The sequence below is a fragment of the Gluconobacter kanchanaburiensis NBRC 103587 genome (genome assembly GCF_007988905.1).
Taxonomy (GTDB): domain Bacteria; phylum Pseudomonadota; class Alphaproteobacteria; order Acetobacterales; family Acetobacteraceae; genus Gluconobacter; species Gluconobacter kanchanaburiensis.
Map to the genome: position 1 here is coordinate 1 of NZ_BJVA01000014.1, position 25,394 is coordinate 25,394.

Annotated in this window: 17 protein-coding genes and 2 pseudogenes; 7 read left to right on the forward strand and 12 right to left on the reverse strand. The window is 53.3% G+C overall.

The annotated features are described in order from the left end of the window. Positions 1-205 precede the first annotated feature (205 nt). Positions 206-2,557 carry a membrane-bound PQQ-dependent dehydrogenase, glucose/quinate/shikimate family gene (locus GKA01_RS10495; RefSeq protein ID WP_208653410.1) on the reverse strand — a complete coding sequence of 784 codons (2,352 nt, stop codon included), beginning with the start codon at positions 2,555-2,557 and terminating at the stop codon, positions 206-208. Between the two features lie 301 nt (positions 2,558-2,858). Here GKA01_RS10495 and GKA01_RS10500 point away from each other — a divergent pair, with 301 nt between their 5' ends. From GKA01_RS10500 to GKA01_RS10515, 3 genes are all read left to right on the forward strand, one after another. After that, positions 2,859-3,500 (forward strand): TetR/AcrR family transcriptional regulator, encoded by a 642-nt coding sequence (locus GKA01_RS10500; protein ID WP_146862615.1) that lies wholly within the window; start codon positions 2,859-2,861, stop codon positions 3,498-3,500. Between the two features lie 145 nt (positions 3,501-3,645). Then, positions 3,646-5,091 carry a carbohydrate porin gene (locus GKA01_RS10505; RefSeq protein ID WP_146862618.1) on the forward strand — a complete coding sequence of 482 codons (1,446 nt, stop codon included), beginning with the start codon at positions 3,646-3,648 and terminating at the stop codon, positions 5,089-5,091. Between the two features lie 1,878 nt (positions 5,092-6,969). Beyond that, positions 6,970-7,890 carry a LysR family transcriptional regulator gene (locus GKA01_RS10515; protein ID WP_146862621.1) on the forward strand — a complete coding sequence of 307 codons (921 nt, stop codon included), beginning with the start codon at positions 6,970-6,972 and terminating at the stop codon, positions 7,888-7,890. A 21-nt stretch (positions 7,891-7,911) separates the two neighbouring features. Here the strand turns inward: GKA01_RS10515 and GKA01_RS10520 are convergent, their stop codons facing one another. The 6 genes from GKA01_RS10520 to GKA01_RS10545 form a co-directional block, all read right to left on the reverse strand. Next, on the reverse strand, positions 7,912-8,322 hold the full coding sequence (locus GKA01_RS10520) for a DoxX family protein (protein ID WP_146862624.1): 411 nt from the start codon (positions 8,320-8,322) through the stop codon (positions 7,912-7,914). Between the two features lie 1,142 nt (positions 8,323-9,464). After that, positions 9,465-10,052, reverse strand: a complete 588-nt coding sequence (locus tag GKA01_RS10525; protein ID WP_194265882.1) for a YceI family protein — start codon at positions 10,050-10,052, stop codon at positions 9,465-9,467. Positions 10,053-10,056: 4 nt separating this feature from the next. Continuing rightward, entirely contained in the window at positions 10,057-10,668 is a 612-nt protein-coding gene (locus GKA01_RS10530; RefSeq protein ID WP_146862627.1) for a cytochrome b, read from the reverse strand. A 4-nt stretch (positions 10,669-10,672) separates the two neighbouring features. Further along, positions 10,673-11,290 carry a YceI family protein gene (locus tag GKA01_RS10535; protein WP_141353504.1) on the reverse strand — a complete coding sequence of 206 codons (618 nt, stop codon included), beginning with the start codon at positions 11,288-11,290 and terminating at the stop codon, positions 10,673-10,675. Between the two features lie 144 nt (positions 11,291-11,434). Then, positions 11,435-13,042: a Na+/H+ antiporter gene (locus tag GKA01_RS10540; RefSeq protein WP_146862630.1), complete on the reverse strand. Its 1,608-nt coding sequence runs from the start codon at positions 13,040-13,042 to the stop codon at positions 11,435-11,437. A 52-nt stretch (positions 13,043-13,094) separates the two neighbouring features. Continuing rightward, complete coding sequence (locus GKA01_RS10545; RefSeq protein ID WP_146862633.1) at positions 13,095-14,003, reverse strand: LysR family transcriptional regulator; 909 nt, start codon at positions 14,001-14,003, stop codon at positions 13,095-13,097. Positions 14,004-14,121: 118 nt separating this feature from the next. On the opposite strand from GKA01_RS10545, the gene GKA01_RS10550 reads away from it, so the two are divergent. Continuing rightward, complete coding sequence (locus GKA01_RS10550) at positions 14,122-15,210, forward strand: alkene reductase (RefSeq protein WP_141353510.1); 1,089 nt, start codon at positions 14,122-14,124, stop codon at positions 15,208-15,210. A 296-nt stretch (positions 15,211-15,506) separates the two neighbouring features. On the opposite strand, the pseudogene GKA01_RS10560 reads toward GKA01_RS10550, so the two are convergent. After that, positions 15,507-16,192 (reverse strand): annotated as a pseudogene (locus tag GKA01_RS10560) (IS5 family transposase). Between the two features lie 189 nt (positions 16,193-16,381). Between GKA01_RS10560 and GKA01_RS10565 the strand changes: the two are divergent. Together GKA01_RS10565 and GKA01_RS10580 are read left to right on the forward strand one after the other, a co-directional pair. Then, on the forward strand, positions 16,382-17,167 hold the full coding sequence (locus GKA01_RS10565; RefSeq protein ID WP_146862636.1) for a meso-2,3-butanediol dehydrogenase: 786 nt from the start codon (positions 16,382-16,384) through the stop codon (positions 17,165-17,167). A gap of 869 nt (positions 17,168-18,036) precedes the next feature. Beyond that, a pseudogene (locus tag GKA01_RS10580) lies at positions 18,037-18,232 on the forward strand (transposase); the annotation flags it as partial. Positions 18,233-18,358: 126 nt separating this feature from the next. On the opposite strand, the gene acnA reads toward GKA01_RS10580, so the two are convergent. Further along, positions 18,359-21,052 (reverse strand): aconitate hydratase AcnA, encoded by a 2,694-nt coding sequence (acnA, locus tag GKA01_RS10585; protein WP_146862645.1) that lies wholly within the window; start codon positions 21,050-21,052, stop codon positions 18,359-18,361. Between the two features lie 47 nt (positions 21,053-21,099). Beyond that, positions 21,100-22,122, reverse strand: coding sequence for an isocitrate/isopropylmalate dehydrogenase family protein (locus GKA01_RS10590; protein ID WP_146862648.1), 1,023 nt, complete (start codon positions 22,120-22,122; stop codon positions 21,100-21,102). Positions 22,123-22,234: 112 nt separating this feature from the next. Here GKA01_RS10590 and GKA01_RS10595 point away from each other — a divergent pair, with 112 nt between their 5' ends. Next, positions 22,235-23,161, forward strand: a complete 927-nt coding sequence (locus GKA01_RS10595) for a LysR family transcriptional regulator (RefSeq protein ID WP_146862651.1) — start codon at positions 22,235-22,237, stop codon at positions 23,159-23,161. A gap of 9 nt (positions 23,162-23,170) precedes the next feature. Here GKA01_RS10595 and GKA01_RS10600 read toward each other — a convergent pair whose 3' ends face one another. Then, a complete protein-coding gene (locus GKA01_RS10600) occupies positions 23,171-24,262 on the reverse strand; it encodes an AI-2E family transporter (RefSeq protein WP_146862654.1) in 1,092 nt (363 codons plus the stop codon). A gap of 70 nt (positions 24,263-24,332) precedes the next feature. Next, on the reverse strand, positions 24,333-25,250 hold the full coding sequence (locus tag GKA01_RS10605) for a LysR family transcriptional regulator (RefSeq protein ID WP_146862657.1): 918 nt from the start codon (positions 25,248-25,250) through the stop codon (positions 24,333-24,335). Between the last annotated feature and the right edge of the window lie 144 nt (positions 25,251-25,394).

Below are 25,394 nucleotides of genomic sequence, written 5' to 3' on the forward strand. Positions count from 1 at the left end.
GGGGCCTGAGCCTAGTGATTCCTCTTCCCCAGCCTTTGGTAGCAATCCGCAAATGAGCGGTTTTGGGGCAATCTAACGCGCCTCAAGAGAAGTAACTTCTCTTGAGGCGTTCTCAACCGAACACAGTTTAATGTGTAGTACATGAGAGATATGGGACAAAATAACCATATTATCTACCTAAAGCGTCAACCTTAGGTATTTTTCGCTATTTTTGGTTCAACGAAAAGGCAATTACATAATCACCTCTATCCGGTGATTGTCGAGCTCCTCCAACAGAAACAACCACATACTGCCGGTGTGTTACTGGTGAGATGTACGACATGGGTCCACCCTGACTTCCAACCGGTAGGCGTGCTTTCCAAACTTCCTTTCCGGTCGAGCTATCAAACGCACGGAGATAGTAATCCTGCGTTCCCGCTATGAATACAAGACCACCCTTCGTCGCAAGAGTTCCCCCTAATGTAGGCATGCCAATAGGCATTTTCATATGCATTTTAACGCCAAATGGACCAGTATCCTGCACAGTTCCAACGGGGACCTGCCAAAGGATTTTATGCGTCTTCAAGCTCACTGCTGACAAAGTACCAAAAGGCGGCTTCTGGCAGGGAATTTGTAATGGTGACATGAAGCGATTCTTAACAACCGAATAGGGAGTGCCACCAAGAGGAACAGCTCCCATGCCAGCATTGACTGATTCACCACCATCAGACTCTTTTTGCGAATTGTGAGGATCAGTCCCACTTTTTGGCGCGTTTGGAACCATCCGCACCCATAGACCCAGACGCATATCATTTACAAAAATAAGATCATTATTAGGATCTGAGGAGATGCTGCCCCAGTTCATACCGCCCAATGAACCTGGAAAGCTTAGCGAGGTATCGGTACCTGGAGCAGTAAACAATCCTGTATATCGCATTGAGCGGAAATTAATCCGACATACGAGTTGATCAAATGGCGTTGCTCCCCACATATCAGATTCATGCAACGGACCGGCGCCAATCTGAGGCATTCCTACAGAGAAAGGCTGTGTAGCAGAATATTGTTCGTTCGGGATATCAGCTTTTGGAACTGGAATTTCTTTTACTGTAGTAATCGGTTTTCCAGTCAGACGATCTAAAACAAAAATTTGTCCGGATTTGGTTCCGAAAACGACTGCCGGTTTTTGTCCATCCTTAGTCGGAACATTGATAAGAGAAGGCTGCATGGGAATATCAAAATCCCATAGATCATTATGCACTGTCTGATATACCCAGCGCAGATGGCCCGTCGTGGCGTCTAGCGCAAGAATCGATGTAGCATATTTATGGTCTTCGGGAAGGCGGTTAGCGCCCCACAAATCCACCGAAGAACTACCCATCGGAATAAAAACCGTATTCATTGCGGCATCATAGGACATGGGAGCCCATGAGTTTGCTGAACTTCGACGGTAAGTCTCCCCCGGCGCCAGAACATGATTAGGATCGGGGTTGCGAGGATCAAAAGCCCAGCGCAGCGCACCCGTTATGACATCATAGCCCCGAATGACACCACCAGGCATGTCGGTTTTAACGTTATCCGCAACGCGTCCGCCAACGACAACGGTCGTGCCGGCTACGGTGGGAGCAGATGTGAGCTGATATTGAGGGTCGGGCGCATTACCCAGTCCTGCTAGAAGATTAACAGTTCCGTTATTTCCAAACTCTGTACAAAGTTTACCATTATCAGCATTTATCGCGATCAAACGACCATCTGGTGTGTTGGTAAAGAGCCGCTTCTGACATGAAACAGAAGGATCATAAGTAACAGGAGCAGGATCTGAGACCGCATTCAGTGTCGCAGGACGCTCCGCAGCCGCATCAAAATACCCCAACCCTCGGCAACGTTGCCAAACCTTTGACTGTGAATTTACCTTTGCTTCCCAGCGAGTTTTACCAGTATCAACGTCTACTGAAATGACATTGTTATGTGGAGTACACAGATATAGGCTTGTGTCTATCTGTAATGGAGTCTCCTGATCTTCCGCACCATTGCCACCCGGACTAATAGGGATATCACCAGTATGCATGACCCATGCTTGGTGCAGATGAGAAATATTATTCCGATTAATTTCAGAAAAGGGTGCGAAGCGCGTCCCTGCAGCCGTGCGACCGTAAGCCTCCCAATCACCATGACCATCCTGCGTACTCGCAAGAGGCAACTCTGCATCAGAACCTACCACCGGCGCATGAGGCATAAACATTTCTACAAACGCTACAGCGATACCCGCAAAGGTGATCCCCGATAGTCCATAAAACACCGGGCGCAAAGCGGTTTTACCGTTAAGCTGTCGAAGATATGGAACCAGGACTAGAAAAATAAGCAAAAAAACAGAAGGCACCATTAATCGTGAGAGTAATGGCCAAAAATCCCAACCGGCATCCCAGAAAGACCATAAAACAGTTGTCGCATAAAAGGTTATAAAAAGAGGAAAAGCCAGTATCTGACGGCGTACCAGGAAATATGCCGAAGACAGTAGCAACAGACCTTCAAGAACAAAATAAGGGCTGCCTCGCAAAGATAGTAGCCAAGCCCCCCCCAACAAAAAAATATAATCCTGTTATCGTCAAAATGGCACTAAGCAACCACGTTAGTGCCAGCCCAAGCCGGCTATCAGGCCTATCAATCCGATACATAGCACCCTCCTAATCGCAACAATACGCTGCTGCCATAAAAGTATTTTTACACTAACTAGATAGTCAGTTGATTCGTCGAATAAGCTAAACAGCACACCTAACCCAACCGTCAATTGCCTTTTAGTAGGTCAACTCCTCGTGATAAGCTCGCTTCAGCGCTTCGTAACGCAGAAAATTTCGGACAAACCACGAAAAATAGGAGTTTTTATGAGTGGCGACATAACGACATCACGCGATGCGGACCAGACAAGACAAAACATTCTTGAGGTAGCCCTTAAAGAATTTTCTGAATACGGCCTAACCGGAGCCCGCGTTGATAGGATTGCCAAAGGAACCCGCACTACAAAAGGTATGATTTACTATCATTTCGGTGACAAAGATGGCTTATATAAAGCGGTATTGGAAGAAATATACCCAAAACTTAGAAAATCAGAAGAAAAACTAGATAAATCAAATCTTAGCCCCATAGAAGAGCTCGAAAAAATAATAGATTTTACATTTGAATATCACAAGAATAACGAAAATTTTGTAAGAATGGTGATGATAGAAAACATAAACAACGGAGAAACCCTAAGAAAAACAGACGTAGATACTGGAGTAAGCCAGAATATTCTTATGGAATTAAGTTCAATACTAATTAGAGGTCAAAAAGAAAAAGTATTTAATAGAAATATTTCACCCATTGACCTGCATTTGTTATATACATCCTTCTGTTTTTATAGGGTCAGCAATCATCATACGGTGTCAACTGTACTTGGAATGAATATGTTAAGCTCATCGAATAGCATAAGGCATAAACGCTTAGTGAAAGATGTGATAATCGCGTATTTGTTATCATCGGAGCCATAATTGGGCGTTCGTAGTCACTTTCCCGTCATCCCTGCGCTAATCTCAAAAGCGTGATTTTTGTGGAATTTATTTTCATCCTATCGGCTTAAAAATCATACTGACTGACTAGTTGGTTATCATTCACGAGATTTAAGTTGAATAGTCGATGCCTCGCATTTACCTTGCCCCTCGTTATTCCGTAGCTCGCATAATCCTGTTTTGCGTGGTGATGTGCTCCTGGGGCGTCTTGTTCCCGGCAGATGCCGCTACGGAAAATAGCACATACACCCCCGCAGAGCCCCCTAACTCTGATCCGGGAAATGTTTTTGTAAAGCCTCCGAAGGCTCCTATTGAGCTATCAACCAATAAGTCTCCTTTCAGCAATAAAGCCTTGGGAGATCCTTTTGGCGCCCGTACATGGCTTCATAAAAAAGGAGTAGATTTAACATTAACTTATTTGACTGAAACACTAGCTAACGTTTCTGGCGGGCGGCGAAAAGGCATAGCCTATGATCATCAAATTACAATGGGTATTGATATTGATCTGCAAAAATTAATCGGCGCTAAAGGGCTTAGCTTCCGAATGCTTGGCGTACAACGCGCTGGACGTGATGTCGCCAAAAACTACGTTGGAGACCTAACATTGCTTGAGCCGCAGCAAAGCTTTGGTGTGGGTGGCAATGTTCTCTACCATCTTGTGCAGCTTTATTTGCAGCAGAAGCTCGCGAACGATCGTGTCACAATTACAGCTGGTTTTTATCCACCGAATATGAGTTTTGGTTCATTTCCACTTGGATGTTATGCACTCGACAACGTAACATGCTCGCACCCAACAGCTGTTTCGGTTTCGTCTCATTGGCGCTCTTGGCCATATGCAGAGCTCGGAACTCAAATAGAGTATGATCCAATAAAATCGGTTTATACCCGCGTGGGATTATTTCAAGACACAAAAAAAGACGGCGGGATTGCTGGATTTACAATTACTACGGCATCACTTGGGATCATGATCCCCATGGAAATCGGCTGGAATCCCCAATGGGGGCGAGATAAATTACCCGGACATTATAAGATCGGTGGCTATATTGATACATCAAACAATAAAGACCTCTATAGATCTGTTACTGGAGAACCAATCGTCCTTTCACATGCTCCAGCCCGCATAGAGCGCCAAAGAGGAGCCGCCTATATTGGTGGTGATCAAATGCTATTTCGATTTGGTCCGGGACCACGAGATGGTCTAATTGTGATGGGGATTGCGACTGACGCAACAGGGTCATCTCTGCCTTTCAGACACCAATATACCGCGGGATTGGTTGCTCAGCACTTCATCCCAGGCAGAGATGCGGATTATGCATCAATTTTCTTTTCAAATCTTCAAGTTAACCCCAACCTTACCAGAACGCAGGAACTTCAACAGGATCTCGGCATTAAATTACAAAATGGCGTTCACGCCGTAGAAACCAATATTCAGGTCTTAGAAATGGACTATTCCTTTAAATTATATTCTGGAATATCCATAGTTCCCGATTTGCAAATTATATTTCGTCCAGACGCTGGAAGTTATTACAACAATGCACTTGTAACCGGATTTAGAATTTTAGCGGACCTATGAACCTTTATGGATTTCTTCAAACGGGCTTCGAATAGTCGTCATATCAAAGATGGAAAGACTGTTTGAAAATCCTCTGATAAAATCGTCTCGCACCTGTTCTCAATGACACAAGCCATAATGGCGCACGGTAGTCAGGCTTATGATGTCAGGGACCAGTTCCCCGACATCATCTAAAGAAAGTTTTGTTGCATAAATGGTTTGTAGAGATTTTGATTTTTTGTTCAGTTTGTTAACTGCGCGTGATGAGCAAACCAAAGGCTAAACGTTACCACACGACAAACTGGTCCTCCCCCGGCTTCTTGCAGGAGATCCCTGAAGATGAAGGCGTCGTCAACCGTGGCGCGCAGACTGTCATACCTTTCAGAAACAACTCAAAGCTATGCCCCCCACATCAGTAGGAGGCATAGCCTGAAATGAAGCTCAGCAAGCTTGCGCGCATCTCGGACGGGCGAGCTGGAAGCGATAGAGCGAATATGCCGCGTCGAGACAAAAGGCTCTGTATCAAGCTTCTGGGACAGAGCCTAATAGATCGGAATTTCAATCGTCAACTCATCGAAATTTATATCCGCGCCGGCATTGTCACGTCATCACAGTAAATTACGCAATAAAACCGTACGTTTTCGAGAGCAGATCGGAACTAAGGACAGGACTTACCGCATGGATAACGTATTACAACCGAGAGGGCCCCGCATTGAACATTGGCGGGAGGTACGCCTGATGAAACGATCATGACTTACCGACGCCATTGTCGTCCGGGGGTAATTCCAGACCCAATAGCCAACAGAAACACCCTCAAAATGGCGGCATAACAATAACCAGCCATAGATTATTACGATAATAAAACCATCAAAAAGGATGGATCAAACCAAATATCCGACAATAAATTCCAGAATGTCCAAATTGATAATGTCTGCATGTGCCGTGTGCATGTCACGCGAATAATTCTGCAGGAGCTAATCCCGGAGAATGGCTGCACTCCTATAGCGGACCACCTACCCTGAAGAACGAAAGTCAGTACGGTTATGACCTTCAGGTCCTCGCTCTGATCCGTTTCTAAAAGCACTTTTATCCCGTCATAATGGGCCTTTGCACTTCCCATGTTCCCCTGACGCCACCAATTATGGATCGTGCCTTCTGAAACCTGTGCTCCCGGACGGTTGAAACCGTAGAACGGACTGGTCGGGACATTGAGGAAGAACTACGCGCGATTGGCAGTCATTGCGTCACGCAGGTCATTCAAAACCTCAATGCGCGTTTCTTCAACGCTGCGCTTTATTTTTAAGCATGAACAACTCTACGGCATTACTGAGCACAGTTTTGGCAACACGTTTCCGAGACTGCCCATACCTTGCGACATGGCGATCCACTTCGCCACCTTCCGTGAAAGGTCCGATATGAATAGCGCTTTTCAACTCCAGATATTCGATTAACAGAGCAATATCAGAAGCATAATGATCCATATCATGAGCGTGGCTACCCTAAGCCGAGCGTCCATGTCCGCGACGGTCATGCGCAATCACACGAAACCTTTTATTCAAGAAAAAGAGCATCTAAGCGTCTCAGTCATACGCACCAAGAGACCAGCCATTATGGAAAACAATTGGCTAAGCCTCTTTCGATCTCCAGTATTTGGAAAAAATCTGCATGCTGTCGGATGTAGTGACAAATAGCATGAATGTATTCCTTTACTGACTTCTGCCTTCAAAATTTCAGTGCCGGCACCATGTTCGGTACCTGATAGGAACTTTAAGGCGGAGAATAAGGAGCTTATATAGAAATAATAAAAATTAATTGTTTCCCGTTTTTATCTATTTCACATATGCCTTAATAAGATTCACTCGTTCCCGTGTAGCGAAATCTCTTCTGAGGACTGTTGATATGAGATTGCCGGATTTTGAAGCCTGGGCCATTTTTGCCAAAGTCTCTGAACGCGGGTCTTTCGTGCGAGCTGCCGAAGAGCTTCAGCTTTCCAAACCAACGATCTCCAAAGCCATCAATCGTCTGGAGCAGTCTCTGGGCATTGCATTATTCAATCGGAATTCCCGGCAGATGTCCGTAACGGAAACGGGCCGCATGCTGCTTGGACATGCCAACCGAATTCTTGCTGAAGCAGAAGCGGCCGAAAGCGAAGCCCGCGGAGGCACCCACCGTCCTTCAGGCCTGATCCGGGTCGCTGCTCCCATGGCGTTTGGAATCCGGCATCTCTCACCCGCGCTCCCAGCTTTTCTGGAGAAATATCCAGATATCGACATCACTGTCGATTTCAGCGATTCCCTCGTCGATCTCGTGGCTGAAGGTTATGATCTGGCTTTAAGGATTGCGTCTCTGGCCGATTCATCTCTGCGTGCCCGGCATCTTTGTGGAGTCCGCCTGCTTCTGGTCGCAACTCCAGAATATCTGGATCGTATCGGGCGCCCAACGCATCCACGTGATCTCGAAGGGCAGAAAAGCTTCGTTTATACGAATACCTCCGCTCCTGGTACACTGCGCCTCACCTCCATAGAAACCGATGAGGATTATGTGCTGTCGCAGGCTTCGCGCTTTAGGGCCGATAATGCAGAAGCATTTCTTCCGGCCTTGAAAGCGCATCTGGGGTTTGGCCTGTTTCCAGAATTCATGGTCTGGGACGGCCTACAGGACGGGCGTTTCGAACAGATCCTGCCGGACTGGGATGCCGCAAGTATTGCACTTTATCTCGTGACATCCAGTAGTACGCTCCGCCCCTTCCGTGTCAATGCCTTGATGGAGCATCTGGTCTCTACATTTGAACATCCGCCCTGGGCCAAAACGGGCACCTGAGGTCCGATCAAAAAAGTACTCTTATCGACGCAGGGCATCTACAGAGAAACGACCCGCTCCAGAACCAGCGAGGGAAAGAAGACCGCCTGCGATACTAAAGTTCTTGTAGAAATGAATCCACATATCATAACGAACCATACCATCAAACGCCCAGTAATGATGCCCGATAAACGCTGTAACGATTGTATAGATAGCTAGTATGATCGACAGCGGTTTTGTCAAGAAGCCGGCGACAAGTGCCAGACCGATACCCAGTTCGGTAACGATAGCGATGATGGCCGATAAAGTCGGGACCGGAGCACCCGTGCTGGCCATGTAGCCTACGGTGCCCTCAAAACCCATTAGTTTGCTCCATCCCATCAGGACAAACAAAAGAGCCAGAAGAATGCGTGAGGCGAGAAGAAGCTGATCGCGAGGGAAGAACGTGTTCATTGGTTTATCTTTCGTCTTTGGAAAGTATCTGACGTTCGGCTGGAAGCTTGCGCTTTTGCGTTCCGGGACCGTTGATGTCTGTTTTATCTCCGCCGCATAAACAAATAAATGGAAATGATAGAAACTATATGTTTCTTTTTTTTATCGTAATACGTATTTTCTGAGCGACAAATTTCTCAACAGAATCCAATCTGAAGACTCGTCCCGAGAACAATCGCATGATGATAAACACCGGCTGCGCCAGGGGCGGGCGATAACGTACTGGATGTCAGGCGTCGGAAACGTACCCGAAGCGAGATGCACACCATATTGAGCTTCCAGAACACCAGTATGGTTCTGGGCGTCCCGATGTTCCAGTGGCGCCCCTTTCGACAGAGTGAAAAGATTTCCCTATCAATTCAGGACGATATCCGAAGCCTATGCAGTACAGGCGTAAAAACTTGCCCTCAGATGAAGCGGCTTCTGACTCTTTCCCCAATGATGAGCCCAACCCGTCTCAACGGGAAGCAATCGCAGAAGATCGGCGCAGCATTGAAAAGCATCACAGCGCCCACCCGGCCTGCCATAGAGAGGGGTGCCGAAGCCATTCAAACCGGCCAGAAGTTCCCAGCCTGCATCAGCGTCAACAGATGTCTTCCCTGCATAATCCGCGCATTTCTGCATTCCGCCGGAAACATTTCCAACGGCCATGCCAAAGTAATTCATTCTCAGAACAATCCCTTAGCGTGCAAGAAATGGACGGATGCCCCACCAGTCGCCCGGAAGAGCCTCATCATGTTGTGCGCCGGGCGTGTGGCGGGAGTGGTCGATACTTACAGAACAGGCCATGCCGAATAAGCGATGGCCATTTTCTGGTCGGCTTGTGCAGATCGTTTCTAACGCTCTTCTTCAGCTTTTATCGACCGGAGAAAAGAAGAAGAAAACTTCCACTTTTACGCCGATATAGAGCTTTCTGGACGCTTTCGTTGGTAATGCAGTATCCAGCTATTCATAAAACGTGACGATACTCTCATCTGACGAACTCTCGGGCTTCACTTGGTCTTTCAAGGACGAAGCAACACGAGATGACAGACCTGTCAGCCCAATACCAAACGCAAATACCACGATCACCCATCTGGCTAAAACCGCTATTAAAGTCGTCATTATGGACGCGGTGATGACCCAGACGTCTGGTTTGCGATAACATCGATGTTTACACCCGCCTGAAGCGCAACCCACTGCCCAGTAGCCCACGGGCCCTGACCAACGCCGAAGGTGGAGCGGATCAGATCAAGATGGCCTTTGGCGTGAGCTGTCTGGCCATTGATATCGAGTGTGAAAGGCAGGGTTTCGGGCCTGCTGACACCACGGATCGTCAGCGTGCCCACAGCTTCGTACGCATTCCCACCTTTGGCCCGGAAGCTACGGGCTTCAAACGTCGCAGTCGGGAAACTGGCCACACTGAACCAGTCGCTTCCCGGCATAGCCCCATCACGCTGCTTGTCCGCTGTCGTGGCGCTGGCAGTATCGATCGTGATTTTTGCATGTCCTTCTTCAGGGTGAGCAGGGTCGAAAGAAATGGTTCCGTCGAATTTTCCGAAATGCCCCGTAAAAGCATTTCCGGTCTGCGTTCCCGAAAAACCGATCGTGCTGTGAGCAGAATCAATCGTCCAGTCTGCGGCGAAAACAGGTGTAGCGGCCAGAAAGCTCATGGCGAACGCTGAAAAGGCTGCTTTTTTAAGGAAAGCCATGATGTCAGTCTCCGTGTCTGGAAGCAGATTTCCTGCCAATGGCAGGAAGCATCTGTCGCATGATGTTATCGTTCAGAACGAAATGGTGACGAAGGGCAGCGGCGACATGCAGCCCAATCAACGCCAGCAGAAACCAGCCGCCCCAGTGATGAACCGCTTTCAGTGCGACTTCGACGGGGGCCTTGTTCTGCAACGTTGAAAGCACTGGCAGATCAGGCCAGAGGATAGTGCCGTACAGAAGAGTTGGGATCCCAAGAGTGGACACCGACACCATGGCCCATCCGCTGAGCGGCATGAACATTTGAAGGCTGTATAGAGCTGCATGCGTCAGATGGGCTGCCATGCGCTCGAACCCCTTCATGTCACCGGGAAGCTCTGGCGGCCTGTGCGTCAGGCGCCAAATAATCCGCAGGGCAATCAGGACCATGACCGTAATGCCGATCGACTTGTGAAGCTGGTACAGCTGAAAAACACGCATCGGATCGAGAGACAGGTGATCCATGACCAGCCCCATGACGATCAGGATCAGGATCCCCGCAGCGATCAACCAGTGAAGGATGATCGCCACGCCCGTATATCGCGTGATCCCGCGGCTCTGCTTTGCGGGCGCTGTCATGAACTCAGTCCTGCTTTTCGAAAGCGCCAGCAATCCGCAGCTGCACGGCATCGCTGACATACGGGACATACATCTTCACACCAAAATCGCTGCGCTTGATGGTACCTGTTGCTTCAAAACCGGCTGTATATTTCTTGTCAAGCGCATTCACACCTGCGCCGATGAAATGAACCTTGAGCGTCTCAGGTTTCGTCACACCATGAAGCGTCAGATTACCTGTGACAATGGCGTCAGCCTTGCCCGTACGGCGGACGGAGGTGGATTCAAACGTGGCGTTCGGATACTGCGCCGCGTTGAACCACTGGTCGCCCTTGAGTTCTTCGGTCAGCTTGGCGCTGGTCGTCTGAACTGACCCAACCGGAATGCTCACGGAAAGATGGGACGCAGCCGGATTTTTGTCATTGAGGTCCAACGTGCCGGAAACGTCCGAAAAGACGCCCTGATAATTGGTGAACCCAAAATGCAGAACGGAAAAGCCAACCTGCGTGTGGCCGGGCTCAACATTATAGGTGCCGGACTGAACTTGTTCAGGGGCAGTGACGACCTGAGCTGTTGCCGGATGCGGAACGACAGATGCAAATGTCAGGGCGGTAAGGGAAAGCAGAAAGAAGGAGGATTTCATGTCGGGTTCTCTGGTCAGAATGAAAAAGCAGGGACAGAGCAACAGGTTCTAAAAGAGCCTGTTGTGCATCCTTGTTGATCAGAAAACTAAGCGAGAATTGCCGAGGAATATATATAAACAACGGAAACTCATTGTTTCCTGTTTTTATGCCATTCCTTCTTCTGAAGCTCCCAGATAACCAGAAGCCTCGATTTCCTGCATATCCATGGCCTGTTCCATTTCCCGCAGAACCCGGTCATGGATCTGCCCTGCATGATGCAGGCGCAGGATTTCCTCCCGCCCCGCTCCTATGGCTTTTAGAACAGCTTCATAATGGGCAATTTCCTCAGGGCGATGCTTCGCAGTATCCTCCGCATACTGAAGTGTCACATCCAGACGATAGCGGTATTGTTCGAGAAGACGCGGATGGCGCTCACTTCCGTCCGGAAGACGGGACGCCTCTTCAATGGCACGAAGCTGCGCCTCCGCAACCGCAATCCAGGCCCGGTTTTCATCCGACTGGATAACACGCAGTTCTGACGCTCCATTAATCCTGAGCAACCCAATCAAAGGCGCCAGCGTTGTCCCCTGAACCAGGACGGTGACCAGAATTGAGGCAAAGGCGCAGGCAAGCGCCAGATCACGTCCGGGGAACCCTTCCGGAAGCGAAAGAGCCGCTGTCAGAGTCACGACCCCTCTCATGGCTGCCCATCCCATAATCGTTGAAATGGCCACAGACGGACGCGCAAACCGTTCCGGCCAGCGCCGACGCAACAGACCGACAATGCCGTCCGATGCGAACAACCAGACAAACCGGGAAAACACCATCGCTACCAGCACGATCCCGACGGGATAGACAAGATGATGCAGAATATCGGGCGTGCCCCGAAGGCGGCCCAGAACACCCCGAAGGGATAGCCCGATCAGAATGAACAGAACGGATTCCAGCAGAAAGACAAGCACTTTCCAGAATGCATGAGACTGAAGACGTGTCTCCGCATCAAAATCCCTGTGCTGATGCCAGCCCAGAACCAGCCCCGTGGCGACGGTAGCCAGAACACCCGAAACATGAAGATGGTCCGCACCAATATAAGATACTTCGGCCAGAAGAACTGTCGTAATGATAACCATGTCGCTGTCGCGTAACCGGCGGATGACAAACAATCCCAGGAACCCGACGACAAGACCAATCAGCACCCCGCCCACAGAAACAACACAGAATGTTGTCAGGGCCTGAAGCGGGCGAAAGATTCCTGTCAGAGCCGCAACAACCCCAAAGCGGAAAAGAACCAGCCCCGTCGCATCATTCAGCAGACTCTCCCCCTGAAGCAGGGACGTCACACGACCGGGTAACGACAGGCGCTCCAGAGCCGCTTCGGCCGCAACTGCATCGGGCGGAGAAACGATCGCGCCCAACGTGAAACACGCGGCCCATGGAAGAGCGGGCACCACCAGATGCGCCGCCACCCCTACGGCTGCGGTCGTGAACGTCGTGGTACCAACAGCCAGAAGAAGGATACCGGACAGGTTTTTCCGGAACTCCCGCCAGGCTGTAAACCACGCACTGCTCATCAGCAGGGGCGGAAGAAAGACAACCATGACCAGTTCGGGGTCGATCGTGACTTCAGGTGACCAGGGCGAAAGAGCAAGCCCCGTACCTCCCAAAATGAACGCTGCCGCAGGAGGGAGCTTCAGTTTCCGCGATAACAGCTCCAGAATCAGGATGACAGTCAGAAGAAACAGAAAATACTCGTAACGCGCCGTATCAGACATGTTGCGTCCAGTGCTGCAACCTGCTCAGGAAGAGAGGGATGTGACTCCGGATCTAGCACATCGAACGCGACACTGTTTCCAGTTCTCTGACTACTCCGGCAACGAAATCCGAAAAAGCTCGCGCCTTGGCACTCGTCAGCCTGCCAGAAGGATAGACGACCCACAGATCAACAGGCGGCAAAGACCAGCCCGTCAGACAGCGGACCACCGTTCCGCGTTCCAGTTCCGGCAGGAACATCCAGTCCGCCGCAATGGTCAGACCCAGATCCGCAAGCACGGCAGCCCGGATCCCTTCGGCCGCACTCAGGTTCAGACGCGAACTCAGTGTTGCGCTTACGTCTCTTCCCTTCTGGTGGAAAACATATCTTTCTCCATCGTCCCGCGCATAGGTGACAGCCTGATGCTGAACCAGGTCTTCCGGTGTTTCCAGAGCCAGGGACTGTTCCAGATACCGGGGCGTAGCAAGAACAGAGCGCCGCCCTCTTGCCATGCGCTTTGCAATCATCGTGCTGTCGTTCAGAGGCCCCACGCGAATGGCAACATCAATTCCTTCCGCCACCAGATCCACACGCCGGTCATCAAGTTCGATATCCATTTTCAGTCGGGGATGTTCCTTCAGAAACTCACCAAGACGGGGCACTATCTGAATTCGCCCGAAGGTTGTCGGAACTGCAACCCGGAGCCTTCCCTGCAAACTGAACGTACTGTCACGCGCCGCAGTATCGGCATCCTCCGCATCGGACACGATCCGGGCCACACGCTCGAAATAACGCTGCCCTGCATCCGTCGGTGTCAGACCATGTGCAGAGCGAAGCAGAAGCTGCACGCCCAACTGGCGCTCAAGCTGTGCAACGGCCTTTGAGACCGCTGGCTGCCCAAGATGCATCAGCCGCGCCGCCGCAGAAAAAGAGCCACTTTCAACGACCCGTACGAAAACGGTCATGGCCTGAAGACGATCCATTTTATTATTCCATTATGGAATTCTCTCTATACTAAAATGATAACTGCCAATCCAATACGGAAATCTTCATCCTCAGGAACACAGCGCAGCTAGCGCGTTTCACACAGGATTTTTTCCCATGGCCGATCTTCTCTTTTCCCCGAAATTCGTAGGGCCCATGCGGCTCGAACATCGCATCGTCATGGCACCCCTGACCAGAATGCGTTCCAGCATCGGCAATCTGCCCAACGACCTGATGCGCGAATACTATACCCAGCGCGCCACGCCGGGCGGTCTGCTTATTTCAGAGGCCTCTCCGGTTGCCCTGACCGGATATGGCTTTGAACGCGCCGCTGGAATTTACGATGATGCACAAATCCCCGGCTGGAAACGCATCACGGATGCTGTTCACGCCAAAGGGGGACGTATGTTCCTGCAACTCTGGCATGTCGGTCGTCAGTCCGCACGCAGTCTTCAGCCCGACGGCGCTGCACCTCTTGCTCCTTCCGCTATCCGAGCCGACGGCACAGCATGGACGCTCAACGGCACAGTCCCCTATGACATGCCCCGCGCCCTGGAACTCAATGAAATTCCATCTCTGATCGATGCCTATCGTCAAGCCGCAGCACGCGCCCTTCAGGCAGGATTCGACGGTGTGGAAATCCACGGTGCCAACGGCTATCTGCCCGACCAGTTTTTGCAAGACGGCACGAACAAGCGCATTGACGCCTATGGCGGCCCGCTCGAAAACCGCGCGCGCTTTCTTCGGGAAATTACTCAGGCGGCGATTGACGTATGGGGTGCCAATCGCGTCGGTGTCCGACTCACGCCAAGTGGATCTTACGGATCAATGTCCGACAGCAACCGACACGCCACATTCAGCTATGTCGCCACGATGCTGGAGACAATGGGGGTTGCCTATCTGCACATCGTTCAACCACGGGTCGGCGTAGATGCAGAACCCGACCCGGTCGATGTGTCTGTCCTGCGTCCCCTCTTTTCCCGAACCATCATCGCCGCAGGCGGTTTCACAGCCGAGAGCGCCGAAAGGCTTCTGGCATCCGGGAACGCAGACCTGATCGCATTCGGACGCGCCTTCATCGCCAATCCGGATCTGGTCTTGCGATTACGGAATCATTGGCCGTTGAACCGATACGACCGTTCAACTTTCTATGGCGGTGATTTTCATGGATATACGGACTATCCGACGTTCAGTGGAAATTTGTAGATGACGTGCTCCCCAGGAATGTAACCATTTAAAAATAAACCCGAAAGGAAATTGTTGGCAAAAGTGGTAACGCCTGTCGCCAAGTGACAGAAATGGCCCCCATTTTTCAGACAGAGTGGCAGGCTATAAGCCGGCCTGAGAGAGAACATTGGCAGAGTTTTTGTCAAAGCACAGTGTGCATCAGGCCATTGAGAGCATGGCGGGCATTTTTCCGGCACACAGGCGCCAAAAATAACGGCCAGTTTCTGGAGACGCCGTATCGCGGGTCGTGGCAAATGACACGACATCTTCGTAGGCTAGGGCATGATGTTAGCCACAAACGCGTGCGGCGCCTCATGCCGCCAGCCCTTGATCCTTCCAAACATGATTTCGATAGGGTTGCGACGTTTATATTTTCGCCTGTCGTATTTGACTGGTTTTCCGCGGGATCTCCGCCCCGGAATGTAGGGCCTGATCCCCTTCAGAGCATCTCGGAACCAGTCAGAAAGTCAGCATCATAGCACCCGTCCGCCAGAATCCACTGTGCCATGGACAAACTGTCCAGCAGAGCAGAGGCACCGGTGTAATCGCTGAACCTGTCCTGCCGTCGTGAAAAGGCTCAGCGGTGGTCCGTTCTGGATCGGCCGCCGACATGGCGTCAGGTATTCATTCCGCCTTTGGTGCGACCGATCAGACGGCATGGATCCCCTTTTTTGGCCGCAGGCTCGAAGCTATGCGGTGCGCCTTGAGATACGTCGCATCAATCATGATGGTCCGGGGCTCGGCCTTTGCAGCAGATAAGCCATCCATCATCCGCATGAAAATGGCCATGTCGCCCCAACGCTTCCAGCTGTTGTAGAGCGTCTTGTGTGGGCCGTATTCCCGGGGTGCATCCCGCCAGCGCAGGCCATTACGGTTCACAAAGATGATGCCGCTCAGCACACGGCGATCACCAACCCGAGATTTACCGTGGCTTTGGGGAAAACGGCCGCAGACGATCCATCTGGTCATCCGTCAGCCAGTACAGATCGCTCCTCTTCAGTCTCCTTGTGGGAGACTGAATCAGACTTCCACAATCAAATCAAAGGATCCTGAGCCTAGCATCCTCAACCAAGGCGACCTGTTCCCCTATTATGGAAACCATCCGGCACGACGAGACTTTATTCTCTTGAACTTTGCAGGAGAAGCATTCATGCCCATCAACGGACTATCGCGTTTCAAAGGTCAGAAGGTTCTCGTTACGGGCGCTGCTTCAGGAATTGGCCACGCCACCGCGGTCCGGTTTCTTGACGAAGGCGCTCATGTGATCCTTGTTGATCGAGACAAGGCAAAACTCGATGACGTCATGAAAGCACTGAATCCCAAATACGCTATTCCGTCTTTGATGGACATCTCTTCTCCAGAGCAGGTTAAGGCTCTTTTTCATTTTGTAGAACAGAAGTTCGGGACACTCGATATTCTGGTCAACAATGCCGGCGTGACGGCCATGGGAACCGTTCTGGACTGCGATCTGGCAACCTGGAGCACGGTCTGTGCAACCACCCTCACCGGCACTCTGAACATCAGTCGAACATTCTTGCCTATGCTCATCAAAACTAAGGGTAACATTGTCAACACCGCCTCAGTTTCTGGGATGCGAGGAGACTGGAATACCGCCTATTACGATGTCGCCAAGGGGGGCGTGGTGAACCTAACCCGCGTGATGGCCATGGATCACGGCAAGAGTGGTGTGCGCGTTAACGCAATCTGCCCCGCTGTCACACGCACCGGCATGACCGCAGAAGCTGTTAAAGACGAAGCCTTTGTCAAAAGTGTTGAAGATCGGGTGCCGTTGCAGCGACTGGGAGAGCCGGAAGATATGGCTGCAGCCATCACATTTTTAGCCAGCGCTGACGCGACGTTCATCACAGGCCTAATCATGCCCGTAGATGGTGGCGTGACCGCGTCCAACGGTCAGCCACCATTCCCAATGCCATAAGACCAGTCCACCTTCAGGCAGCGTGCAAGGATCTCGCACTTTTATAAAAACCGGAAAAGTTGGGAGAACGTCATGCGCCTCATTCTCGTATCGCTGATTGCCGTATTTCTTACTGGCTGCGCTTGTCATTCACATACGCTACCGAAGCATGAAACGACAGCTTGCATGAACTACCGGGCTATGATGGCCGCGCCGATGCCGCCAGACGCTATGCATCGGCTGCAGGAAAAATGCACGGCCTCACGGCAATAATGGGATTGGGGTTTTCTAGCCCCAACCTGGACCAAAACCATAAGCTGTTTCGAAATTTCAGAACAGAGCGAGACTGGAAAGTATGGCGCCGAAACGCACCGTTGCCATTCCTTACTGGCAATTTAAGGGGGGGCATTTCAAGAGTGAGGCATCATACCTCGGGAAGATGTCTATGAGCCTTCGAATTGTAGCTGTGACCATTTTGGCCGTTAGTATCATGCCTTTGCCTCTCTTGGCTCAGAGCAAAACCGTTTATAACGGCCAGACCTATACAACCCTTAGCACCGCAGCACCGTCTTACAACGAGACCGAGCAACGGGAGCGGAGCGGTGATGCAAAGTCACACCACAGATGCGGGCCGCCTCCAGACGGCTTCGGTCACAGGCCGCCGCCGGGAATGGACAAGGACGGCAATCGACCGCCGCCTATGGACAGCAATGGCCGGCCACTACCGCCACCAGACGGATGCCGCCCACCGCCACCGCCACGGACACCACCTGAAAATTCTTCAGAAAAATTCCGTGGGGCGAACCAGTATCCGAACTGAGGTCCCTTAGGCTCAGGGCTCATTGATTTGATTTCGGAAATCTGATTCAGGCTCTGCAAGGAGACAGAAGATGAGCGACCTGTATTCGCTAAGGGATGACCAAATGGAGCGTCTGTAGCCAACTCTTCCCCAATAACCACAGCAAAACCCGCGTTGATGACCGCCGCATGCTGGGCAGCATCATTTTTGTCAACCGCAATGGCCTGCGCTGGCGTGATGCGCCCCCGAAATACGGCCCACACAAGACGCTCTACAAACACTGGAAGCATCGGAGCTATGATACTGACTGCTTCAGGGACACTCTGAAGGAAAAAGGGATCAGGGCCTGCCTGATCCTCTCCCTGACCTTGAAAAGTCTCTAAAGCCGGCTGAGAATCAGGAAATCCAGTGTCTCAGTCTCCTGAAGCCATCCCGCGCAAGACGTAAGGCAGGATACCTCCGTTGCGATAATATTCCGCTTCATCGACCGTATCGACACGACACAGCAGCGGGACATCCAACGTGCTGCCATCCTGACGGGTGACCGTCATGGTCAGGGTCGCGCGTGGTGTGAGGGTTTCGATGCCGTGGATGGCAATCGTCTCCGTTCCATCCAGCCCTAGCGTCGTGCGTGTTGTGCCCGGCTCAAAGGTCAGGGGCAGGACGCCCATGCCGACGAGATTGGAGCGGTGGATGCGCTCGAAGCTTTCGGCGACGACGGCCTTGATGCCCAGGAGACGCGTGCCCTTTGCGGCCCAGTCACGAGACGAGCCCATTCCGTATTCCTTGCCGCCGAACACCACGAGCGGTACGTCGTCCTGAGCGTAACGGCTGGCGGCATCATAGATGGACATTTGTACGCCGTCCGGCTGATGCAGCGTGACGCCGCCTTCAGTTCCCGGTGCCATCTCGTTGCGGATGCGGATATTGGCGAAAGTCCCCCGAACCATGACGCGGTCATTGCCGCGGCGTGAGCCGTAGGAATTGAAATCCTTCACCGCGACCTGCCCTTCCTGAAGATAGACGCCTGCAGGCGAAGAGGCCGCAATCGCACCAGCCGGGGAGATGTGGTCGGTCGTGATGTTATCGCCCAGAAGCGCCAGAATCCGCGCGCCGGCAATGTCCTTGGTCGGCGCGGGCTCGGCGGTCAGACCATCGAAATAGGGCGGGTTCTGCACATAGGTTGAGCCCGGCTGCCAGTTATAGGTCGCCGAAGTGCTGGCCGAGGCTAGAGCCTGCCACTCCTTGGTACCTTCCGTGATGTGGCTGTAACGCTCGACGAAGGCTTCGCGCGTGACGGCAGAGCCGACGAGTTCTGCGATTTCGTGATTGGTTGGCCAGATATCGCGCAGATGAACCGGTGTGCCGTCAGGTGCATGTCCCAGTACGGCCGTCGTGATATCTTCGCGCATCGTCCCCAGCAGCGCATAGGCGACAACGAGCGGAGGGCTTGCGAGATAATTGGCGCGGACGTTGGGCGAAATGCGGCCCTCGAAGTTCCGGTTGCCGGACAGGACGGAGGTTGCGACCAGACCATTGCCTTCAATGGCGTCCACAAGTTCCTTCGCCAGCGGGCCGGAATTGCCGATGCAGGTCGTGCAGCCATAGCCGACTGTCTCGAAGCCCAGCGCGTCCAGATCGGCGCTCAGATTGGCGCGATCCAGATAATCCGTGACGACCTGCGATCCCGGCGCGAGCGACGTCTTCACCCAGGGTTTCGGCATCAGGCCAAGCGCGCGGGCCTTGCGGGCGACCAGTCCGGCGGCAACCAGAACGGCCGGGTTGGACGTGTTGGTGCAGGACGTGATGGCGGCAATGACAATGGAGCCATGCCCGACCGCATACTCCGTCCCAGCGACAGGAGCGGTCTTGTGGATATCGCCTGGCTTGACGCCGAGCGTCTCCGTCAGGGCTTTTTCAAAAGCCGGGGTGGCGGCGGCGAGTTCAATCCGGTCCTGCGGGCGCTTGGGTCCGGAAATGCATGGCGTAACCGTAGCCAGATCCAGCGTCAGAACGTCCGAGAACACCGGCTCCGGCGTGGAGGCATCGCGGAACATGCCCTGTGCGCGCAGCCATGCTTCGGTCAGCGCAATGCGATGCTCGTCACGGCCGGTCTGGCGCAGATAGTCCAGCGCCAGCGCATCCACGGGGAAAAAGCCGCAGGTCGCGCCATATTCCGGGGCCATGTTTGCGATGGTCGCACGATCCGCGACGGGCAGATGATCCAGCGCCGGGCCGAAAAACTCTACAAACTTGCCGACCACGCCCTTGGTCCGCAGCATCTGCGTGACCGTCAGCACCAGATCGGTCGCGGTCGTGCCTTCCGGCAGACGCCCGTCCATGCGGAAGCCTACGACATCGGGGATGAGCATGGAAATCGGCTGTCCGAGCATGGCAGCTTCGGCCTCGATCCCACCAACGCCCCAGCCCAGAACGCCCAGACCATTGACCATGGTCGTGTGGGAATCCGTGCCATACAGCGTATCGGGATAGGCGTAGGTGACGTCGCCGACCGTTCCAGTCCAGACGACCTGGGACAGATATTCCAGATTGACCTGATGACAGATGCCAGCACCCGGCGGGACGACGCGGAACTGGTCAAACGCCTCCTGCCCCCAGCGCAGGAACGCATAACGTTCGCTATTACGCTCGAATTCCAGCGCGACGTTCTGCTGGAGCGCGTCCTTGCGTCCGGCGACGTCCACCATCACGGAATGATCGATCACCAGATCGACGGGGACGAGGGGATTGACCTTCTGCGGATCACCACCAAGTGAGACGATGCCGTCGCGCATGGCCGCCAGATCGACGACGGCCGGAACGCCGGTGAAATCCTGCATCAGGATGCGCGCGGGCTTGAACGGGACTTCCTGCGTCGAGTGCGCGGTTTTCGTCCAGTCTACGATCGCCTGCGCGTCCTCGACGCGATAGGTCGAGCCATCCGTAAAACGCAGGACATTTTCGAGCAGCACCTTCAGGCTGACGGGTAGGCGCGAAATGTCGCCCAGCTTTTCAGCGGCGACAGGCAGAGAAAAATAGCGATAGGAGCGCCCCTCAATCGAGATGTCGCGCTGGCAGTCCAGAAGGTCGTGTCCAACCTGTTTCATGATGGGAATGTTCCTCGGAGGGCTGTCATTAGAGTGGGGGCAGAAAATTACTGGATGGCACGTAGAAGGGCCTGCGTGACGTCCTGCGTGGTGGCCTTGCCGCCCAGATCGCGCGTGCGAAGACCCTCGACCTGAAGGATCTGCTTCATGCCGCCGTCCAGCCGCTTGGACAGATCCTGCCGTCCGACATGCGCCAGCATCATGCTACCGGCCATCATCAGCGCCAGCGGATTGGCGATGCCCTGTCCGGCAATGTCCGGCGCAGAGCCATGGACGGCTTCGAAAATGCCCATTTTCTCGCCAATATTCGCGCCAGGCGCCATGCCCAGGCCGCCCACGAGACCCGCCGTCAGATCGGACAGGATATCACCAAACAGATTGGTCGTAACGATAACGTCATAATTCTCCGGACGGATGACGAGTTCCATCGCGCAGGCGTCAACGATGCGTTCTTCTAGGGCCACGCGGCCTTCATATTCCGCAGCGACCTTGCGACCTTCATGCAGGAACAGACCGCTCAGGATTTTCAGGATATTCGCCTTGTGGACGAGCGTGACCTTCTTACGGTTGTTCTTGATGGCATATTCGAAGGCGAAGCGGACAATCCGATTGCATTCGGCGCGGGTATTGAACCCGGCGCCATACGCCACGGCTTCCGGGTCCCCATCCACGGCCATATAATGCTCCATCGCGGCATACAGGCCTTCGATGTTCTCGCGGATCACGACCAGATCGACGTTCTCGTAACGGCCGCCGGGCACGATCGTCTGGGTCGGGCGCACGTTGGCATACAGATCGAACGCCTGACGCAGCGTGACATTGATGGAGCGGAAACCCTTGCCGACGGGGGTGGTCAGCGGACCTTTCAGCACAAGGCCAGTACGGCGGATACTATCGAGCGTAGCTTCGGGAAGGGCGGTTCCGTACTGATCGAACGCACCTACGCCTGCGCTCTGGTGATCCCAGAGAAAGGGGGCTTCAAGGGCCTCCATGACGGTCGTGACCGACTGCATGATTTCCGGGCCAATTCCGTCACCGGCGATGAGTGTGGCGGGAATGGTCTTGGTCATGGCGCGTTCCTGTTCGGTCAAGGGATGTGTCTGTGACGCGGCGGACCTTAAAGAAGTTTCGTGTCAGCACCAATGTTTGCCGAAAGGTTTCATCATACTTTAAAGGTATGGAATGATCGAACTTCGCCACCTTCATGCTGTTGTCGCCATTGCGGAAGAACGCAACCTGACACGCGCCGCAGAGCGTCTCGGAATCCAGCAGCCTCCCCTCACCCGCCTCCTTCGGGGCATGGAACAGGAACTTGGGGTCCAGCTTTTCGAGCGCCATGCAAGAGGAATGCGCCTGACCACAGCGGGACGGAGCATGCTCAAAGGGGCGTATGATGTCATCGCGCGTATGAATGAGACGGTGGAGGATGTCCGACGTATTGTAAGAGGCGAAGCAGGCGAACTCTCGATCGGCTTCACCAACTCCGCACTCTGTCACCCCAGCCTACCGGACATGCTGGGGCAGTTCCGTGAAACATGGCCGGATGTGGGGCTGACGCTGACGGAAGGCAATTCCAGCCAGCTTCTCGAAGCCCTGCGCGACGATACAGTAGATGTCGCTTTTGTCAGAACGTCTATCCCCTATGTTTCGGACGTCATGGTCGAACTGATCGTCGAAGAGCCAATGGTAGTCGCGGTCCCCCGCACCCATCCGCTTGCAAACAAGGCTTTGACAGAGGGGATCAGACTTACCGAACTCGAAAACGAGGACTTCATCCTGTATCAGAGCCAGTACAATAACGGGCTTTACAAAACGATCGTCGATGCGTGTCTGGGAGCGGGTTTTACACCACGCATCCGGCAGAAAGGCCCGCAGCTTCTCGCGGCTCTCAACCTCGTGGCGGGCGGTCTCGGCCTCTCCCTCGTCCCGCAATCCATGCAGCAGCACCATGCCGGACAGATCGCCTATCTACCCCTTTCATCCCGTACGGCTCTGACGGCTCCACTCTATCTTGTGTTCCGTTCCGTGCGGATGACGGGCGCCAAACTTTATTTCATCCATCAGGCCCGGCGCATCCGGCAGACTTACGGTCCGGGTAAAGCGCAATAACGTCTGGGATCAGGAGTTCGGCGGCAAAGACGGAGTCTCCGTCCGGGAATCACTGATCCAGCTCTTGGTCAGGGTATAGGCCACGGACAGGACCAGCGGACCGATGAAAATTCCGACCAGTCCGAGGCCCCCAAGACCGCCAATGACGCCGAGCATGATGAGAATGAGCGGAATATCAGCCTGCTTGCGGATCAGGAACGGGCGCAGGACGTTATCAATGATGATCGTTATGATCGTCACAACCAACAGAAGCACCGCAGGCATCAGCCCCTGATCAAAATAGACCCAGATCACGGCCGGGATCAGGATGACCCCCGGACCGGCCTGTAGCAGGCAGACCATGAAAGTGAGCGCTGTCAGAATACTGACCCATGGTGCACCCGCGAGTTTCAGTCCGATCCCCGCAACCACGGCCTCCACAACCGCAGTTACCGTAACACCGAATGCAACACCCCGGATGGTATAAGCGGCGAGCTGAAGCATCTCCCGCCCCCGGCTACCCGCCAGAATGGTCACCAGACTGTCTGCCACCCCAATCGCCGATTCAGCGCGCATAAGAAGCACGCCCAGAATGATCAGTGTAAGCACGAACTGAAGAGCAAGAAGGCTGAAACTTCCCGCATAGGCCAGAAATGTGTGGATCAGGGTCTCCGGAGACGGCACGACCTGCCTGACCATTTCCGGAAACTGCATATGTTGCATCCGTGTCCAGAACGGACCGACATGCGGTCCGATCAACGGCAGCCGCGCAAGCCATGCGGGTTCATCCGGTAGACGAAGAGTGGGCAAAGACGAAACAAGGGCGGCAATATCGCCGAAATGACTTGAAACCGTTGTGATGGCAAGCCAGAGCGGCAGGATGAACAGCACCATCGCAATCAGAATGGTCAGGGAAACGGCGGCTCGCCGGCTGTTTCCAACACAGGCCTGAAGCCGGCGCAGCATGGGCCAGGTCGTAACCGCGATCGTGACGGCCCAGATCGTTGCTGGCAGGAATGGCCGGAGGATCCAGATCGCGCTGATAACAATACCGCAGGCCAGCAGGGCGACCAGAACGGAGCGGGTGCTGTCCTGCGGACCGTTCTGGAAAAGATCTGACATGTCATCGCCCTCGGGTCTGAAAATGAAATCCTATGAAACATGTATCAGGGATATGGCCCGGGGCGAACCGTCAGGGTGCAACCGAATTTGCGCTGAGAATATCGCGCCACAGATCGAACGCCGCAGGCATCAGCCGACGTCCAGCCCGGATCGCAACATAACGCTCGAATGTATTGGCAATCGGATGATCTAGCGGGACGGCGCAGACACGGTTGAGATCGACATAATCCTGCGCGGCCCCTTTCGTCATGAAGGCAACCCCAAGATTATGCGCCACAAGCGACAGGGCGGTTCCAAACAGATCACAGCGGAACGCTGGGAAATAGGTGAGCTGCCGGTCTTCGAGAATGGCATCTACATAGGTCTGGGCGGCAAAATGCGGCTGAAAGAAAATCAGCGGACTGGCCACCACGTCTTCCATCGTAACTTTTTCCCTCCGGGCTAGAGGATGAGTTACGGGCAAAATCGCACATAACGGTTCAGTCTGGAACGGGCGGGCATTCAGAATGGGATCCCGTGCCGCCCCGGCATAGATACAGACATCCACTTCATCATCGCGGACCATCTGGACAAGTCGCGGAAGGGGAGCTGTACGAATTTCGATCGTAACGCCGGGATGACTGGCAGCAAACCTGTGCAGGACCGTCTTGACCAGCACGCTCACAATGCCCTCGCCGCTCCCGATCGTCACATGCCCGCGTTCGAGATTACGGTATTCCTGAAGACTGCTCTGGAAGCGGCGCGTAAGACGGGCCCGTTCCCGGGCGTAGTTACAGACGACTTCACCCATTTCCGTAAGCGCGGTTACACGTCCCCTTTTCATCAGGAGACTGAGGGCAAGCTGGTTTTCCAGAGCCGCGATCTGACGACTGATGGTCGAAGCGTTGACGCCGGTCGCTGTCGCTGCGGACCGGATGCTGCCAAAGCGCGCCACCGCGTCCAGATACTCCAGGGTCCGTTCACTCAGTTCGTGACCGCCAAACATCATGTCTCTCCGTTGCATGGAACGCAACATTCTTGTTCTTCATACGGTATGGATTCAATCGATTTTTTAATATTCCAATTAGGCAACGAGTTGAGGTTCCCTTCCATTCCGGCGGGAGCAGTCACAACCCACTCGTTGAAACCGATG